The following is a 16552-nucleotide window of genomic DNA, read 5'->3' on the forward strand; positions in this document are numbered from 1 at the left end:
TCAATTTCCGAACAAGGAGGGAAAATTCGTCGCTATCCTATACCAAAATGCGACAATAGTGGCGGTTACGGGATACTTTTTTCATTGATTTTGCTTATACGGCAACGATTGCGTCTCGTTAAACTGTCGTACGTAAACGTTAAACTTGTTAAAAGGGAAAGGCATGTCCGGAATTGAAGCGGTATTTTTCGACTGTGACGGTACGCTGGTCGACAGTGAGGTCATTTGTTCCCGCGCGTATGTCGCCATGTTCCAGGAATTTGGCATTACGCTCGATCTCGAAGAGGTGTTTAAACGCTTTAAGGGCGTAAAGCTGTACGAGATCATCGACATCATTAACGAAGAGCACGGGGTGGATCTGGCGAAAGCGGATCTGGAACCGGTGTACCGCGCCGAGGTCGCACGCCTCTTCGACGCCGAGCTGGGAGTTATCGCCGGCGCTAACGCGCTGCTGGATGCGATGACGGTGCCGATCTGCGTGGTCTCTAACGGCCCGGTCAGCAAAATGCAGCACTCACTCGGCAAGCTGGACATGTTGCACCACTTCCCGGAAAAACTGTTCAGCGGCTACGATATCCAGCGCTGGAAGCCGGATCCGGCATTGATGTTCCACGCGGCGAAGGCGATGAACGTCAACGTGGAGAACTGCATCCTGGTGGATGACTCGTCTGCGGGCGCGCAGTCGGGGATTGATGCGGGGATGGAGGTGTTTTACTTCTGCGCCGATCCGCACAACAAGCCGATCGATCATCCAAAAGTGACGACCTTTACAGACCTGGCGCAGCTGCCGGAACTGTGGAAGGCGCGCGGGTGGGATATTACTCGCTGAAAAAACAAAGCCGGATGGCGCTAACGCTTATCCGGCCTACAAGGATTGTAGGGCGGGTAAGCGATAGCGCCACCCGCCACACACATCACTCTTTCGGATCTTTACCCGCCAGCAGCTTGTCCAGCTCGTCGCCGCCCACGTGACGGAAATCCTGTCCCTTCACGAAGTAGAAGATGTATTCGCAAATGTTCTGGCAGCGGTCGCCAATACGCTCAATTGAGCGCGCGCAGAACAGCGCGGTCAGCACGCTTGGAATGGTACGGGAATCTTCCATCATGTAGGTCATTAGCTGACGCACTATGCCTTCGTATTCCTGGTCAACTTTCTTATCTTCACGGTAGATACGGACCGCTTCGTCCAGATCCATGCGCGCGAAAGCGTCCAGCACATCGTGCAGCATCTGCACGGTGTGGCGACCGAGAGACTCCAGGCTCACCAGCAGCGGCTGGTGCTGCTGGGAGAATTTCTCCAGCGCGGTGCGGCAGATTTTATCCGCCACGTCACCAATACGCTCCAGCTCGGCGATAGTTTTGATGATCGCCATTACCAGACGCAGGTCGCTCGCGGTTGGCTGACGCTTGGCAATGATGCGCACGCACGCTTCGTCGATGGCGACTTCCATCATATTGACGTTGTGATCGCCTTCGATAACGCGCTTCGCCAGCTCGCTGTCCTGGTTGTGCATTGCCGTAATCGCATCAGAAAGCTGCTGCTCGACCATGCCGCCCATGGTCATCACCTGGGTGCGAATGCTTTCCAGCTCTGCGTTAAACTGGCCGGAAATGTGTTTATTAAGATTGAGGTTGTCCATGGTTTCTCCACATGCACTAAGGCAAATCAACCGTAGCGGCCAGTAATATAATCTTCGGTTTGTTTCTTCGCAGGACGGGTGAACAGCGCGTCCGTATCGCTGAACTCAATCAACTCGCCCAGGTACATAAACGCCGTGTGGTCAGAACAACGGGCAGCCTGCTGCATGTTGTGAGTGACGATCACCACGGTGTAATCCTGCTTCAGCTCGGTGATCAGCTCTTCGATACGCCCGGTTGAGATCGGGTCAAGGGCTGAGCACGGCTCATCCAGCAGCAAGACTTCCGGGCGAATGGCGATACCGCGCGCAATGCACAGACGCTGCTGCTGACCACCGGAGAGAGAGTACCCGCTCTGGTGAAGTTTATCTTTGGTTTCGTTCCATAATGCGGCCTTGGTCAATGCCCACTGCACACGCTCGTCCATATCCGCACGGGAGAGCTTCTCAAACAGACGCACACCAAAGGCGATGTTGTCATAGATCGACATCGGGAACGGCGTGGGTTTCTGGAACACCATCCCCACTTTCGCACGCAGCAAGGCGATATCCTGGGTATTGGTCAGGATGTTGTCACCGTCCAGCAGAATTTCACCTTCTGCGCGCTGCTCCGGATAGAGCGAATACATTTTGTTAAAGGTGCGCAGCAGCGTGGATTTACCACAGCCAGACGGACCGATAAATGCCGTGACCTGGTTCTTCGCGATATCCAGGTTGATATTCTTCAGGGCATGGAATTTGCCGTAGTAGAAGTTCAAATCACGAACCTGAATCTTACCCGGGGCAGTATCAACCATACTCATTGACTCATTTCCTCATTCGGCGCCGCGATGTGCCGCGCCGTAAAAATTTAACCGTGTTTCTGCTTCGCGAAAATGACGCGCGCCAGAATGTTCAGCAACAGTACGCAAAGGGTGATGATCAGCACCCCGGCCCAGGCCAGCTGCTGCCATTCCGCGAATGGGCTCATCGCAAATTTAAAGATCGTCACCGGCAGGTTGGCGATCGGCTGCATCATGTCCGTACTCCAGAACTGGTTGGAGAGGGCGGTAAACAGCAGCGGTGCGGTTTCACCAGCGATACGGGCGATAGCCAGCAGGATACCGGTCATGATCCCCGAGACGGACGCTTTCAGGGTGATCGCCGAAATCATTTTCCATTTCGGCGTGCCCAGCGCGTAAGCCGCTTCACGCAGGCTGTCCGGCACCAGTTTCAGCATGTTTTCAGTGGTACGAATAACGATAGGCACCTGCAACAGCGCCAGCGCAATCACACCCGCCCAGCCGGAGAAGTGTTCCATTTGCGCCACCACGATGGTGTAAACAAACAGACCTACCACAATCGACGGGGCAGAAAGCAGAATGTCGTTAATAAAGCGGATGACTTCAGCGATCCAGGACTTGCGGCCATACTCCGCCAGATAGATACCCGCCATGATGCCCAACGGCGTACCGAAAACGGTCGCCCACAGGATCAGCAGGCCGCTGCCCGCCAGGGCGTTTGCCAGACCACCACCCGCCGTGTTTGGCGGCGGCGTCATCTCGGTGAACAGCGCCAGGGACATTCCATCAATACCACGGGTGATGGTGGACATCAGGATCCAGATCAGCCAGAACAGGCCGAACGCCATCGTGGCCATGGAAAGCGTCAGCGCAATGCGGTTTTTAATCCGGCGCTTTGACTGCATTTTGCGACGAGATTCCGCAAGCTGAGCGGTGTTTTGCATGTCGAGAGTCGCCATTAGCGTGCCCCCTCGTTTTTAGCCAGACGCATAATCATCAGCTTGGAGATAGCCAGCACAATAAAGGTAATAACAAACAGGATCAGACCCAGTTCCATCAGCGCTGCGACGTGCAGCCCGGATTCCGCTTCGGCAAATTCGTTCGCCAGCGCAGAGGTAATACTGTTCCCCGGCATGTAGAGCGACACGCTGTCGAGCTGGTAGGTGTTGCCGATGATAAAGGTCACCGCCATGGTTTCACCCAGCGCGCGGCCTAAGCCCAGCATGATGCCGCCGATCACCCCATTTTTGGTGAACGGAAGGACGATGCGCCAGATAACCTCCCAGGTGGTGCAGCCGATGCCGTAGGCCGACTCTTTCATCATCACCGGGGTTTGTTCGAAGACATCGCGCATGACCGCCGCAATGTACGGAATAATCATGATGGCGAGTATCACGCCAGCCGCCAGAATACCGATACCGAATGCCGGGCCAGAGAACAGGGCCCCCACAAACGGAACGGCGGAGAGAACATTACCCACCGGCTCCTGGAAGTACGTCGCAAACAGCGGAGCAAAGATAAACAGGCCCCACATGCCGTAAACGATACTTGGGATGGCCGCCAGCAGTTCAATGGCGATACCCAGCGGACGTCGCAGCCAGCCTGGTGCCAACTCCGTCAGGAACAGGGCAATACCGAAGCTTACCGGCACCGCAATCAGCAGAGCGATAAAAGAGGTCACCAGCGTGCCGTAAATCGGCACCAGCGCACCGTAGATATCGTTCGGCGCATCCCACTCTTTGGTCCACAGGAAGGCGAAACCAAATTTTTGAATGCTCGGCCAGGAGGAGAAAATGAGGGACACGATAATGCCGCCCAGCAGCAATAGCACAATCAGCGCAGCCAGTTTCACCAGCGCGCTGAAAATCATGTCACCTTTTTTACCCGGAGGGTTAAATGCAGGCTTGGTTGCAGCCATAAATTACTCTTCTTTATGAGACGTCTTACGAATATGCCCGGTGGCGCTGACGCTTACCGGGCCTACAGGATGAACCGTAGGGCGGGATCGCTGCGCGCCACCCGCCATCTTCGTCAAAAATATCCTGTTAGTACAGCGCTTTACCGCTGCTGTCTTTCACGTTGGTTTTCCATGCAGCACGGATCTGCTCAACCACGCTGTCTGGCAGGCTGGCGTAATCCAGGTCATTCGCCTGTTTGCCGCCGTTTTTGTATGCCCAGTCAAAGAACTTCAGCACTTCAGCACCCTGCTCAGGCTTCTTCTGCTCTTTGTGGACCAGAATGAAGGTGGTAGACGTGATAGGCCATGCATCGTCGCCTTTCTGGTTGGTCAGGTCCTGCGCGAAGGATTTGCTCCAGTCAGCGCCTTTTGCGGCGTTAGCGAAGTTCTCTTCGGTCGGGCTAACCGGTTTGCCGTCAGCAGAAACCAGTTTGGTGTAAGCCAGGTTGTTCTGCTTCGCGTAAGCGTACTCTACGTAGCCGATAGAGCCAGGCAGACGCTGTACGAAGGCAGCGATACCGTCGTTGCCTTTACCGCCCAGACCGGTTGGCCAGTTAACGGTAGAGCCGGAACCGACTTTAGATTTCCACTCTTCGTTCACTTTCGCCAGGTAGCTGGTGAACACGAAAGAGGTACCAGAGCCGTCAGCACGACGAACCACCGCGATATTCTGCGAAGGCAGCTTAACGCCCGGGTTCAGTTTCGTGATGGCTTCGTCATCCCATTTTTTGATTTTGCCCAGGTAGATATCACCCAGGGTTTTGCCGTCCAGCACCAGCTCGCCTGATTTCAGGCCAGGGATGTTAACAGCCAGCACAACGCCGCCGATCACGGTCGGGAACTGGAACAGGCCTTCCTGATTCAGTTTCTCATCAGACAGCGGAGCGTCGGATGCGCCGAAATCAACAGTATTCGCGGTAATTTGTTTTACGCCACCGGAGGAGCCGATACCCTGATAGTTGACCTTGTTACCGGTTTCTTTCTGGTAGGTATCCGCCCATTTGGCATACACCGGCGCAGGGAAGGTTGCACCAGCGCCAGTCAGGCTTGCTGCTGCGAAAGCAGAGAAAGCGCTCAGAGATAAGGTCGCGGCGACAACAGTTGCGACAGTGGTACGCATAACTTTCATAATGTCTCCTGCAAGGATTTCGTAAATCATTGTTTAAGTGGCTACGATGAGCAAAATAGGACAAACAGGTGACAGATAAATGTACGAAATATGACAGTTTTATGACAATGAAAATTTCACTTAAAATTAAGCAAAAATCCATAAATAAATCATAAACTTAATGATTATTATGACAGCTTGTTTTCAGTAATATTTTCTTTATGTGACACTGATAAAATAGCTGAAAATGACGGATTGTCATAAAAAAAGGCTCCACCGGATGGCGGAGCCTGGAAGGATTATTCTACGGTAACGGACTTCGCCAGATTTCGCGGCTGGTCAACGTCGGTGCCTTTGATCAGCGCGACGTGGTAAGCCAGCAGTTGCAGCGGTACGGTGTAGAAGATCGGCGCAATCACCTCTTCCACATGCGGCATCTCGATGATGTGCATGTTGTCGCTGCTGGCGAAACCGGCATCTTTATCCGCAAAGACGTACAGTACACCACCACGGGCGCGCACCTCTTCGATGTTAGATTTCAGTTTTTCCAGCAGTTCGTTGTTCGGTGCCACCACGATAACCGGCATATCCGCGTCGATCAGCGCCAGCGGACCGTGTTTCAGCTCGCCTGCCGCGTAGGCTTCCGCGTGGATGTAGGAGATCTCTTTCAGCTTCAGCGCGCCTTCCAGCGCGATAGGGTACTGATCGCCACGGCCCAGGAACAGAGCGTGGTGCTTATCAGAGAAATCTTCAGCCAGCGCCTCAATGCGCTTGTCCTGAGACAGCATCTGCTCGATACGGCTCGGCAGCGCCTGGAGACCGTGAACGATGTCATGCTCAACGGAAGCATCTTCGCCTTTCAGACGCGCCAGCTTCGCCACCAGCATCAGCAGAACGGTCAGCTGCGTGGTGAACGCTTTGGTGGAAGCGACGCCGATTTCGGTGCCCGCTTTAGTCATCAGCGCCAGATCGGATTCACGCACCAGCGAGGAGCCCGGTACGTTACAGATGGCCAGCGAACCCAGGTAACCCAACTCTTTAGACAGACGCAGCGCCGCCAGGGTATCGGCCGTTTCGCCAGACTGGGAAAGGGTGATCATCAGGCTGTTACGGCGCACAGCGGATTTACGATAGCGGAACTCAGATGCGATTTCGACGTCACACGGCACGCCCGCCAGGGATTCAAACCAGTAGCGAGAGACCATACCGGAGTTGTAAGAGGTACCGCAGGCCACGATCTGAATGTGCTCGACTTTGCTCAGCATTTCGTTGGCATTGGCGCCCAGCTCGCTCAGATCCACTTCACCATGGCTGATGCGCCCGGTCAGGGTGTTTTTAATGGCGTTTGGCTGTTCGTAGATCTCTTTCTGCATGTAGTGACGATAAGCACCTTTGTCGCCCGCGTCGTATTGCAGGTTTGATTCGATTTCCTGGCGCTTAACCTGCTCGCCTTTCGTGTCGAATACGGTCACGCTGCGACGTGTCACCTCGGCAATGTCGCCCTCTTCCAGGAAGATAAAGCGACGGGTAACCGGCAGCAGCGCCAGCTGGTCGGAAGCGATAAAGTTTTCACCCATGCCCAGACCAATCACCATTGGGCTACCGGAACGCGCGGCCAGCAGCGTGGACGGGTCGCGGGAATCCAGGATCACCGTACCGTAAGCACCACGCAGCTGAGGGATAGCGCGCAGAACCGCATCACGCAGTGTACCGCCCTGTGCCAGCTCCCAGTGCACCAGGTGAGCAATCACTTCGGTGTCGGTTTCAGAGACGAAGGTATAGCCGCGCGCTTTCAGTTCTTCACGCAGCGGTTCGTGGTTTTCGATAATGCCGTTATGCACCACCACAATGTGTTCAGACACATGCGGGTGTGCGTTGCCTTCAGATGGCTCACCGTGAGTCGCCCAGCGGGTATGCGCAATACCGGTGCCACCGTGCAGCGGATGTTCCTCCGCCGCCTGGGCCAGCATCTGCACTTTACCGAGACGACGCAGACGGGTCATATGACCTTCTGCATCGACGACAGCCAGACCGGCTGAGTCATAACCACGGTATTCCAGACGACGTAAACCTTCGAGAAGGATTTCAGCAATATCACGCTGCGCAACTGCGCCAACAATTCCACACATAGTTAGATTTCCTGATTATGGCGTTATGCCATGCGTTGTCGCTGACCTGTATTTGCCCTTTCCGGGCACCCCGAGCCTTGTAGAGAGTGGGGTTATTTTTATGGGTACTGCTGGTGGGGGGAGGATTATGTTATCCCCTCACCCCAGCCCTCTCCCCATAGGGGAGAGGGTGAAAACCGCACCATTCAGTTCCCCTCTCCCCTATGGGGAGAGGGTCAGGGTGAGGGGTGTATATTGTCGTTACTTTTTCTTCACCGGGCGTTTCCAGCCCTGCTTACTGACCTGCGGAACGCGGCTTAACACCAGCTCGTTCTCGGCCACATCGCGCGTAACGGTTGTCCCGGCGGCAATGGTCACGCCTTTGCCCACGGTAACAGGCGCCACCAGCTGGGTATCGGAACCTACAAACACGTCATCACCGATGATGGTTTTAAACTTATTGGCACCGTCATAGTTACAGGTAATCGTCCCTGCACCGATGTTTACGTTGTCGCCAATTTCCGCATCGCCCAGATAGGTCAGATGACCGGCTTTCGAGCCTTTACCGAGACGTGCTTTTTTCATTTCCACGAAGTTACCTACATGAGCGCCTTCCAGCAGCTCAGCGCCCGGGCGCAGACGCGCAAACGGGCCGATGGTACAGGCGGAATCCAGACGCGCATCTTCTACCACGCTGTACGGGCTGATTTCGCAGTCGTCACCGATCACGCTGTTTTTAATCACACAGCCGGTGCCGATTTTGACGCGGTTGCCCAGCGTGACGTTACCTTCCAGGATAACGTTAGTATCTATTTCAACGTCGCGCCCGTGAGTCAGCGTGCCACGCAGATCGAAACGCGCCGGATCGCGCAGCATCACGCCCGCCAGCAACAGTTTTTCTGCCTGCTCGGACTGGTAAATACGCTCCAGGCGTGACAGCTGTAGACGGTTGTTTACGCCGTCCGTTTCGCTGATACGCGCCGGATGAACGGCGGCAATCTCACGCCCTTCCTGGTACGCCATCGCAATGATGTCGGTGATGTAGTATTCACCCTGCGCGTTGTTATTATTGAGTCTGGACAGCCAGCGCTTCATATCCGCACCGTTCGCAATCAGGATGCCGGTGTTGATCTCCTGAATCTGACGCTGTTCGTCAGTGGCATCTTTATGCTCAACAATCCCGGTTACCTTGCCGTTTTCACGCGTAATGCGGCCATAGCCGGTTGGATCGTCCAGCACGACGGTTAACAACCCAATGCCACCCTGCGGTTTGGCTTCACGCAGGCGAGTGAGGGTTTCAACGGAGATCAGCGGGACGTCGCCGTAGAGCATCAGGATGTCTTCATCATCAGCGAAGAAGGGTGCAGCCTGCTGCATTGCATGACCCGTACCCAGCTGTTCTGCCTGTAGCACCCAGTTGAGATTGTCGTCACGCAGCGTTTTTTTCAGCAGATCGCCGCCATGTCCATAAACCAGATGCACCTGGCTGGCGCCTAATTCATTAGCTGCATCAATAACATGCTGCACCATTGGCTTTCCTGCCAGTGTGTGGAGCACTTTAGGCAGATCGGAATACATGCGGGTACCTTTGCCTGCAGCAAGGATCACCACGCTCATCGCACTGTTTAACATACGCATCCTGACGGTAGTTTGTGTGAGAAGTAAAAACGTTTGATGCTTAAAATTCTACATCTTTTTCATCATGAATTAAGGCCGAAAAAAAAAGCCAGCCTGGGATCCAGACTGGCTTTTGTGCTTTTCAAGCCGGTGTTACATCGCTTTTTTGGTCAACTCGATAACGCGCAGTTTCGCGATCGCTTTGGCCAGCTCCGCAGACGCCTGAGCGTAATCCACGTCACCATGAGAGCTGCTAATGTGCTCTTCAGCCTTACGCTTCGATTCCAGGGCTCGCGCTTCGTCGAGATCCTGGCCACGAATAGCGGTATCGGCCAGAACGGTCACACTGCCTGGCTGCACTTCAAGAATGCCGCCGGACAGATAGATAAACTCTTCATGACCGAACTGTTTAACGATGCGGATCATACCAGGCTTAATGGCGGTGAGCAGCGGTGCGTGACCCGGGAAAATACCCAGTTCACCTTCACTACCCGTTACCTGGATTTTCTCGACCAGACCAGAGAACATTTGTTGCTCTGCGCTGACGACGTCCAGGTGGTAAGTCATTGCCATATCACCCTCCGATTAAGGCGTTAAAGTTTTTTGGCTTTTTCCACGGCTTCTTCGATGGAACCAACCATGTAGAACGCCTGCTCTGGCAGGTGATCGTATTCGCCTTCCATGATGCCTTTAAAGCCACGGATGGTGTCTTTCAGGGAAACGTATTTACCTGGAGAACCGGTGAATACTTCCGCAACGAAGAACGGCTGGGACAGGAAGCGCTGGATCTTACGCGCACGTGCTACCACCAGTTTGTCTTCTTCAGACAGTTCATCCATACCCAGGATGGCGATGATGTCTTTCAGTTCCTGGTAACGTTGCAGCAGGGACTGTACGCCACGCGCGGTGTCGTAGTGTTCCTGGCCAACAACCAGTGGATCCAGCTGACGGCTGGTAGAGTCCAGCGGGTCAACGGCCGGGTAGATACCCAGAGACGCGATCTGACGGCTCAGTACCACGGTTGCATCTAAGTGAGCAAAGGTGGTGGCTGGAGATGGGTCAGTCAAGTCATCCGCAGGTACGTATACCGCCTGAACGGAGGTGATAGAACCAGTTTTGGTAGAGGTGATACGTTCCTGAAGAACACCCATCTCTTCCGCAAGCGTAGGCTGATAACCTACCGCTGAAGGCATACGACCCAGCAGTGCAGATACTTCAGTACCGGCCAGGGTGTAACGGTAGATGTTATCAACGAACAGCAGAACGTCACGGCCTTCGTCACGGAACTTCTCAGCCATCGTCAGGCCAGTCAGCGCAACGCGCAGACGGTTTCCTGGTGGCTCGTTCATCTGGCCGTAAACCAGGGATACTTTATCCAGAACGTTGGAGTCGGTCATTTCGTGGTAGAAGTCGTTACCCTCACGAGTACGTTCACCAACACCCGCAAACACGGAGTAACCGGAGTGCTCGATCGCGATGTTACGGATCAGCTCCATCATGTTTACGGTTTTACCTACACCCGCACCACCGAACAGACCAACTTTACCGCCCTTCGCGAACGGGCACATCAGGTCGATAACTTTGATGCCGGTTTCCAGCAGTTCCTGAGAGCTGGACAGCTCTTCGTAGGAAGGTGCCGCGCGGTGGATAGCCCAACGCTCTTCTTCACCGATGTCGCCTTTCATGTCGATTGGTTGACCCAATACGTTCATGATACGACCCAGTGTTGCTTTACCTACCGGGACTTCGATCGGGTGCTCAAGGTCTTTCACTTCCAGACCACGACGCAGACCGTCGGAAGAACCCATGGCGATGGTACGCACGATACCGCCGCCGAGCTGCTGCTGAACTTCCAGCACCAGGCTCTCGTTACCATTTTGTACCTCAAGCGCGTCGTACACGCGTGGTACGGCGTCCTGAGGGAACTCGACGTCCACCACGGCGCCGATTACCTGGACAATCTTTCCAGTAGCCATCTTGAATCCTCTACGTAATTCGTAAACCTGGTTAAACCGCGGCGGCCCCCGAGACGATCTCGGTGAGTTCCTGAGTAATGCTGGCCTGACGAGCTTTGTTGTAAACCAACTGCAGCTCTTTAATCAGGCTGCCGCCATTATCGGTCGCGGCTTTCATCGCCACCATTCGTGCGGCCTGCTCGCTGGCCAGGTTTTCTACAACGCCCTGATAAACCTGAGATTCAACGTAACGACGCAGCAGGGTATCCAGCAGCGGTTTCGGATCGGGTTCATACAGGTAATCCCAGGCTTTCTGTTTCAGCTCGTCATCTTCTGATGCCGGTAACGGCAGCATCTGAGTGAGCGTAGGCACCTGAGACATGGTGTTAATAAATTTGTTGCTGACAACGTACAGTCTGTCCAGACGGCCTTCATCGTAGGCCTGCAACATCACTTTAACCGGGCCGATCAGTTCGGACAGGGACGGGTTATCACCCATACCGGTCACCTGAGCGACAATGTTGCCACCAACGGAGTTAAAGAAAGAGACGCCTTTAGAGCCAATCAGTGCCAGATCGCACTGAACGCCTTTATCGGACCAGCCTTTCATATCCGCCAGCAGTTTTTTGAACAGGTTAATGTTCAAGCCGCCACACAGACCACGGTCAGTCGACACCACCAGGTAGCCCACGCGCTTAACGTCGCGTTCTTCCAGGTAAGGGTGCTTATATTCCAGATTACCGTTTGCAAGGTGACCAATCACTTTGCGCATGGTCTCTGCATAAGGACGGCTGGCCGCCATGCGATCCTGCGATTTACGCATTTTGGAAGCGGCGACCATCTCCATCGCTTTAGTGATCTTTTGCGTGTTCTGGACGCTTGCGATCTTACTACGTATCTCTTTTGCGCCGGCCATGAGCTTCTCCTCAATGCCAGACGGCTTGTCCTGAGACAAGCCGCCGGACGATTACCAGGATTGGGTTGCTTTGAAGGAATCGAGGATAGCTTTCAGCTTGCCTTCGATTTCGTCGTTATAGCCACCGGTCTGGTTGATCTCTTGCATCAGCGGAGCGTGATCACGGTCGACGTAAGCCAGCAGAGCGGCTTCGAAGCTACCGATTTTCGCCAGTTCCACATCTTCGAGGTAACCGCGTTCAGCCGCGAACAGTACCAGGCCCTGCTGAGCAACAGACATTGGCGCGTACTGTTTCTGCTTCAGCAGCTCGGTCACTTTCTGACCGTGGCTCAGCTGTTTACGGGTTGCTTCGTCCAGATCGGATGCGAACTGAGAGAACGCAGCCAGTTCACGATACTGTGCCAGCGCGGTACGGATACCACCGGACAGTTTCTTGATGATCTTGGTCTGAGCAGCACCACCCACACGGGATACGGAGATACCCGGGTTAACCGCCGGACGAATACCGGAGTTAAACAGGTTGGTTTCCAGGAAGATCTGACCATCGGTAATGGAGATTACGTTGGTCGGAACGAACGCAGAAACGTCACCCGCCTGGGTTTCAATGATCGGCAGAGCGGTCAGAGAACCTGTTTTACCCTTCACTTCACCTTTGGTGAAGTTCTCGACGTATTCCGCGTTAACGCGGGAAGCACGCTCCAGCAGACGAGAGTGGAGGTAGAATACGTCGCCCGGGAATGCTTCACGTCCTGGTGGACGACGGAGCAGCAGGGAAACCTGACGATAAGCAACAGCCTGTTTAGACAGGTCATCGTATACGATCAGCGCATCTTCACCGCGGTCACGGAAGTATTCGCCCATTGCGCAACCAGCGTATGGTGCCAGGTATTGCAGTGCAGCAGATTCAGACGCGGTAGCTACCACAACGATGGTGTTAGACAGTGCGCCGTGCTCTTCCAGTTTACGAACCACGTTGGAAATGGTGGACGCTTTCTGGCCGATAGCCACGTACACACATTTGATGCCGGAATCACGCTGGTTGATGATGGCGTCAATTGCCATCGCGGTTTTACCGGTCTGACGGTCACCGATGATCAGTTCACGCTGACCACGACCGATTGGGATCATGGCATCAACGGACTTATAACCCGTCTGCACTGGCTGATCAACGGACTGACGGTCGATAACGCCTGGTGCGATAACTTCGATTGGGGAGAAGCCATCGTGCTCAACCGGACCTTTACCGTCGATTGGCGCACCCAGGGTGTTAACAACGCGACCCAGCAGGCCACGGCCAACCGGCACTTCCAGAATACGGCCAGTACACTTAACCTTCATGCCTTCGGCAAGGTCAGCGTATGGACCCATCACAACGGCACCTACGGAGTCGCGCTCCAGGTTCAGTGCGATAGCGTAACGGTTACCCGGCAGGGAAATCATCTCACCCTGCATACAATCGGCCAGGCCGTGGATGCGGATAACACCGTCACTTACAGAAACAATAGTACCTTCGTTGTGAGCTTCACTCACAACACTGAACTGAGCAATGCGCTGCTTGATCAGTTCGCTGATTTCGGTGGAATTCAGTTGCATGCTCCAGTCCCCTTAAGACTGCAAGACGTCTGCAAGGCGCTCAAGACGGCCGCGTACGCTGCCATCAATGACCATATCACCCGAACGGATGATTACGCCTGCCATTACAGACTTATCGATTTTGCAATTCAGCTTAACTTTGCGTGACAGACGTTTTTCCATCGCGGCGGTGATTTTCGCAAGCTGTTCATCACTCAGTTCAGTCGCGGAAGTTACTTCAACTTCAGCGGTAGCTTCACTAAGGGCACGTAAGTGCTCAAACTGCTCGAGAACATCCGGGAGCACACGGAGACGACCATTTTCCGCCATCACCTTAATCAGGTTCTGGCCGTTGGCATCCAGTTGCTCTCCGCACACGGCGATAAACGACGCGGCGAGGGTTTCAGGCGCTAACGCACCAGAAAGCAACTCGGCCATTTGTTCGTTTTTCGTCACCTCAGCGGCAAACGCCAGCATATTCTGCCAGCGATCGACATTTTGGTGTTCGACAGCAAAGTCAAAAGCTGCTTTGGCGTAGGGGCGAGCTACCGTAACAAATTCAGACATCAGCCCCTCCCTCCTTACAGTTCAGCGACAAGTTTGTCCACGATGTCGCTGTTAGCAGCTTCATCCACGGAACGTTCGATGATCTTCTCGGCGCCAGCAACAGCCAGAATCGCAACCTGCTTACGCAGTTCTTCACGAGCACGTTTACGCTCAGCTTCAATTTCAGCCTGAGCCTGTGTCACGATCTTAGTACGTTCCTGTTCTGCTTCAGCTTTGGCTTCGTCCAGGATCTGAGAACGGCGTTTGTTAGCCTGTTCAATGATTACCTGAGCTTCAGCTTTCGCTTTTTTCAGCTGGTCTGTCGCGTTGGCCTGTGCAAGGTCCAAATCTTTCTTAGCGCGTTCTGCGGAAGCCAGACCGTCAGCAATTTCTTTCTGACGTTTTTCGATGGCAGCCATTAAAGGCGGCCATACATACTTCATGCAGAACCAGACAAAGAGAATAAACGCGATGGCCTGGCCGAGGATTGTTGCGTTCATGTTCACAGCACAATACCTCTTAAATTTCTGTGGCTTGGGGTTTTAAAACAACTACTACGCGACAGCAAACATCACGTACAGACCCAGACCTACAGCGATCATTGGGATTGCATCCACCAGACCCATAACGATAAAGAACTGAGTACGCAGCAGAGGAATCAGATCAGGTTGACGCGCTGCGCCTTCCAGGAATTTGCCCCCGAGGATGCCGATACCGATCGCAGCACCGATAGCCGCCAGACCCATCATCACAGCGGCAGCCATGTACAGCAGATCCATATTCAGGTTTTCCATGACAGTCTCCAGTTTGTTTCAATTAAAACGTAGTAGTGTTGGTAAAAAATCAGTGCTCTTCAGACGCCATCGACAGATAGACGATCGTCAGAACCATGAAGATAAAGGCTTGCAGCGTAATGATCAGGATGTGGAAAATGGCCCATGGCACATTCAGAATCCACTGTGACCACCACGGCAGAAGACCCGCGATCAGAATGAAAATCAGCTCACCCGCATACATGTTGCCGAACAGTCGCAGACCCAGTGAAACAGGTTTGGACAGCAGGCTAACGCCTTCCAGGATCAGGTTGACCGGAATAAACGCCCAGTGGTTGAACGGCTGCAAGGTAAGCTCTTTCACAAAGCCGCTTACGCCTTTCATTTTGATGCTGTAGAAAAGAATCAGGATAAATACGCCCAGCGCCATCGACAGGGTGATGTTCACGTCGGCAGACGGAACCACGCGCAGGGCAGGCAGACCGAAGACATGCTCGCCGATCCACGGCAGGAAATCGATAGGCAGAAGGTCCATCAGGTTCATCAGGAAGACCCAAACGAACACGGTCAGGGCCAGCGGAGCAATCAGCTTGCTCTTACCATGGTACATGTCTTTGACGCTGCCATGGACGAAGCCGATGATCATCTCGATGAACGTCTGGAATTTCCCTGGAACACCGCTGGTCGCTCGTTTAGCAACACCGCGGAACATGGCCAGGAACAGAAGACCCAAAACCACCGAGAAGAACATGGAGTCGATGTTGATCGTCCAGAAGGTGGCCGGGGGGTTATGTGGATCCACCAGCGAGAATGTACGCAGGTCCAGCTGAAGGTTATTCAGATGGTGACCTATGTAATCCTGCGGCGTCATATTTTCTGAAGCCATGATGCCTTTTACCCTTTGTTATTGATTACAGCTGGAGCCAGAACTTGTACCACCAGCACCAAAACCCACGTTGCTATCAGCGGCATGAATACCACTTTCAAAACCGCCAGCGCCATCACCAGTAGAGCAAAGGTCAGCAACACCTTACACACTTCGCCGAGAGCGAAGGACCAGGCCACGCGGCCTTTGGCGGGTGTATGCGCCTGATGACGCCAGGCAAAAATCATAAACAACACGTTTGGCAGAACCACCGCCAAACCTCCGCACGCGGCGGAGATGCCCCAGAAGGGGTCTTTGAGGCTAAACAGCAGTCCACTTGCTATCACAGCCAGAAACTGAATGAACAGAAGCTTACGAGCAACGTTTCTACTCAAGAGCGACACAGACATCACGTTTTTACTCCTGCTCCCTTCGAGGTATGCCGCGTGTCGTATAAAACGTCCTTTAAGGCTCAGAGTCAAGCATCAAAAAGCGGTCAAATTATACGGTGCGTACCCGTGATTTCAAACATTAAGTAGCGAAAAGGTGAATAAATGTTTAAATATTTTTCCCCAGTCCTATTTTTCAACTTTTGAACTCAGTGCCAACCTTCAGGCAAAACTGCAAACAGCGCGGAAACGTTGGTGATAAAGCGTGCACGAGATCACAAAATACACATTTGCGATAAAGTGGTATTTATCAAAGACGTAAAACGA

Annotated in this window: 17 protein-coding genes; 1 reads left to right on the forward strand and 16 read right to left on the reverse strand. The window is 53.7% G+C overall.

Annotation, left to right across the window (positions count from 1 at the left end):
- Window positions 1-163: 163 nt before the first annotated feature.
- Complete coding sequence (gene yieH / locus INF86_RS12620; protein ID WP_193543581.1) at window positions 164-829, forward strand: 6-phosphogluconate phosphatase; 666 nt, start codon at window positions 164-166, stop codon at window positions 827-829.
- Window positions 830-914: 85 nt separating this feature from the next.
- Here yieH and phoU read toward each other — a convergent pair whose 3' ends face one another.
- From phoU to atpI, 16 genes are all read right to left on the reverse strand, one after another.
- The gene (gene phoU, locus INF86_RS12625) at window positions 915-1640 is read right to left on the reverse strand and encodes a phosphate signaling complex protein PhoU (protein WP_003861153.1); all 726 of its coding nucleotides are present in this window, start codon (window positions 1638-1640) and stop codon (window positions 915-917) included.
- A gap of 26 nt (window positions 1641-1666) precedes the next feature.
- Window positions 1667-2440: a phosphate ABC transporter ATP-binding protein PstB gene (gene pstB, locus INF86_RS12630; protein ID WP_003861154.1), complete on the reverse strand. Its 774-nt coding sequence runs from the start codon at window positions 2438-2440 to the stop codon at window positions 1667-1669.
- Window positions 2441-2487: 47 nt separating this feature from the next.
- On the reverse strand, window positions 2488-3378 hold the full coding sequence (gene pstA, locus INF86_RS12635; protein WP_022649878.1) for a phosphate ABC transporter permease PstA: 891 nt from the start codon (window positions 3376-3378) through the stop codon (window positions 2488-2490).
- Window positions 3378-4337 (reverse strand): phosphate ABC transporter permease PstC, encoded by a 960-nt coding sequence (pstC, locus tag INF86_RS12640; RefSeq protein ID WP_022649877.1) that lies wholly within the window; start codon window positions 4335-4337, stop codon window positions 3378-3380. Before pstC ends, pstA begins: the two co-directional genes overlap by 1 nt.
- A gap of 127 nt (window positions 4338-4464) precedes the next feature.
- Complete coding sequence (gene pstS, locus INF86_RS12645; protein ID WP_022649876.1) at window positions 4465-5505, reverse strand: phosphate ABC transporter substrate-binding protein PstS; 1041 nt, start codon at window positions 5503-5505, stop codon at window positions 4465-4467.
- A gap of 278 nt (window positions 5506-5783) precedes the next feature.
- Complete coding sequence (glmS, locus tag INF86_RS12650; protein ID WP_063137911.1) at window positions 5784-7613, reverse strand: glutamine--fructose-6-phosphate transaminase (isomerizing); 1830 nt, start codon at window positions 7611-7613, stop codon at window positions 5784-5786.
- A 240-nt stretch (window positions 7614-7853) separates the two neighbouring features.
- A complete protein-coding gene (gene glmU, locus INF86_RS12655; protein WP_063137912.1) occupies window positions 7854-9224 on the reverse strand; it encodes a bifunctional UDP-N-acetylglucosamine diphosphorylase/glucosamine-1-phosphate N-acetyltransferase GlmU in 1371 nt (456 codons plus the stop codon).
- 138 nt (window positions 9225-9362) lie between these two features.
- Entirely contained in the window at window positions 9363-9782 is a 420-nt protein-coding gene (locus tag INF86_RS12660) for a F0F1 ATP synthase subunit epsilon (RefSeq protein ID WP_006177560.1), read from the reverse strand.
- Between the two features lie 20 nt (window positions 9783-9802).
- A complete protein-coding gene (gene atpD / locus INF86_RS12665; RefSeq protein WP_003862362.1) occupies window positions 9803-11185 on the reverse strand; it encodes a F0F1 ATP synthase subunit beta in 1383 nt (460 codons plus the stop codon).
- A gap of 31 nt (window positions 11186-11216) precedes the next feature.
- Window positions 11217-12080 (reverse strand): F0F1 ATP synthase subunit gamma, encoded by an 864-nt coding sequence (atpG, locus tag INF86_RS12670; RefSeq protein ID WP_003862364.1) that lies wholly within the window; start codon window positions 12078-12080, stop codon window positions 11217-11219.
- Between the two features lie 51 nt (window positions 12081-12131).
- Window positions 12132-13673, reverse strand: a complete 1542-nt coding sequence (gene atpA, locus INF86_RS12675; protein ID WP_006808751.1) for a F0F1 ATP synthase subunit alpha — start codon at window positions 13671-13673, stop codon at window positions 12132-12134.
- Window positions 13674-13685: 12 nt separating this feature from the next.
- Entirely contained in the window at window positions 13686-14219 is a 534-nt protein-coding gene (gene atpH, locus INF86_RS12680) for a F0F1 ATP synthase subunit delta (protein WP_003862369.1), read from the reverse strand.
- A gap of 14 nt (window positions 14220-14233) precedes the next feature.
- A complete protein-coding gene (atpF, locus tag INF86_RS12685) occupies window positions 14234-14704 on the reverse strand; it encodes a F0F1 ATP synthase subunit B (RefSeq protein WP_003862370.1) in 471 nt (156 codons plus the stop codon).
- Window positions 14705-14752: 48 nt separating this feature from the next.
- Entirely contained in the window at window positions 14753-14992 is a 240-nt protein-coding gene (gene atpE / locus INF86_RS12690) for a F0F1 ATP synthase subunit C (RefSeq protein WP_000429386.1), read from the reverse strand.
- Between the two features lie 49 nt (window positions 14993-15041).
- Entirely contained in the window at window positions 15042-15857 is an 816-nt protein-coding gene (atpB, locus tag INF86_RS12695; RefSeq protein ID WP_022649873.1) for a F0F1 ATP synthase subunit A, read from the reverse strand.
- An 8-nt stretch (window positions 15858-15865) separates the two neighbouring features.
- Window positions 15866-16246: a F0F1 ATP synthase subunit I gene (gene atpI, locus INF86_RS12700; protein ID WP_003862375.1), complete on the reverse strand. Its 381-nt coding sequence runs from the start codon at window positions 16244-16246 to the stop codon at window positions 15866-15868.
- Window positions 16247-16552 lie beyond the last annotated feature (306 nt).

Origin of the sequence: Enterobacter cloacae complex sp. I1M (assembly GCF_014982425.1) — a bacterium.
Taxonomy (GTDB): Bacteria; Pseudomonadota; Gammaproteobacteria; order Enterobacterales; family Enterobacteriaceae; genus Enterobacter; species Enterobacter intestinihominis.

Coding starts and splice junctions, on each gene's coding strand:
- atpG (WP_003862364.1), bottom strand. CDS start 12,080: ATGGCCGGCGCAAAAGAGATACGTAGTAAGATCGCAAGCGTCCAGAAC.
- pstB (WP_003861154.1), bottom strand. CDS start 2,440: ATGAGTATGGTTGATACTGCCCCGGGTAAGATTCAGGTTCGTGATTTG.
- atpE (WP_000429386.1), bottom strand. CDS start 14,992: ATGGAAAACCTGAATATGGATCTGCTGTACATGGCTGCCGCTGTGATG.
- glmU (WP_063137912.1), bottom strand. CDS start 9,224: ATGTTAAACAGTGCGATGAGCGTGGTGATCCTTGCTGCAGGCAAAGGT.
- yieH (WP_193543581.1), top strand. CDS start 164: ATGTCCGGAATTGAAGCGGTATTTTTCGACTGTGACGGTACGCTGGTC.
- pstC (WP_022649877.1), bottom strand. CDS start 4,337: ATGGCTGCAACCAAGCCTGCATTTAACCCTCCGGGTAAAAAAGGTGAC.
- glmS (WP_063137911.1), bottom strand. CDS start 7,613: ATGTGTGGAATTGTTGGCGCAGTTGCGCAGCGTGATATTGCTGAAATC.
- atpB (WP_022649873.1), bottom strand. CDS start 15,857: ATGGCTTCAGAAAATATGACGCCGCAGGATTACATAGGTCACCATCTG.
- atpA (WP_006808751.1), bottom strand. CDS start 13,673: ATGCAACTGAATTCCACCGAAATCAGCGAACTGATCAAGCAGCGCATT.
- pstS (WP_022649876.1), bottom strand. CDS start 5,505: ATGAAAGTTATGCGTACCACTGTCGCAACTGTTGTCGCCGCGACCTTA.
- pstA (WP_022649878.1), bottom strand. CDS start 3,378: ATGGCGACTCTCGACATGCAAAACACCGCTCAGCTTGCGGAATCTCGT.
- INF86_RS12660 (WP_006177560.1), bottom strand. CDS start 9,782: ATGGCAATGACTTACCACCTGGACGTCGTCAGCGCAGAGCAACAAATG.
- atpI (WP_003862375.1), bottom strand. CDS start 16,246: ATGTCTGTGTCGCTCTTGAGTAGAAACGTTGCTCGTAAGCTTCTGTTC.
- atpH (WP_003862369.1), bottom strand. CDS start 14,219: ATGTCTGAATTTGTTACGGTAGCTCGCCCCTACGCCAAAGCAGCTTTT.
- atpD (WP_003862362.1), bottom strand. CDS start 11,185: ATGGCTACTGGAAAGATTGTCCAGGTAATCGGCGCCGTGGTGGACGTC.
- phoU (WP_003861153.1), bottom strand. CDS start 1,640: ATGGACAACCTCAATCTTAATAAACACATTTCCGGCCAGTTTAACGCA.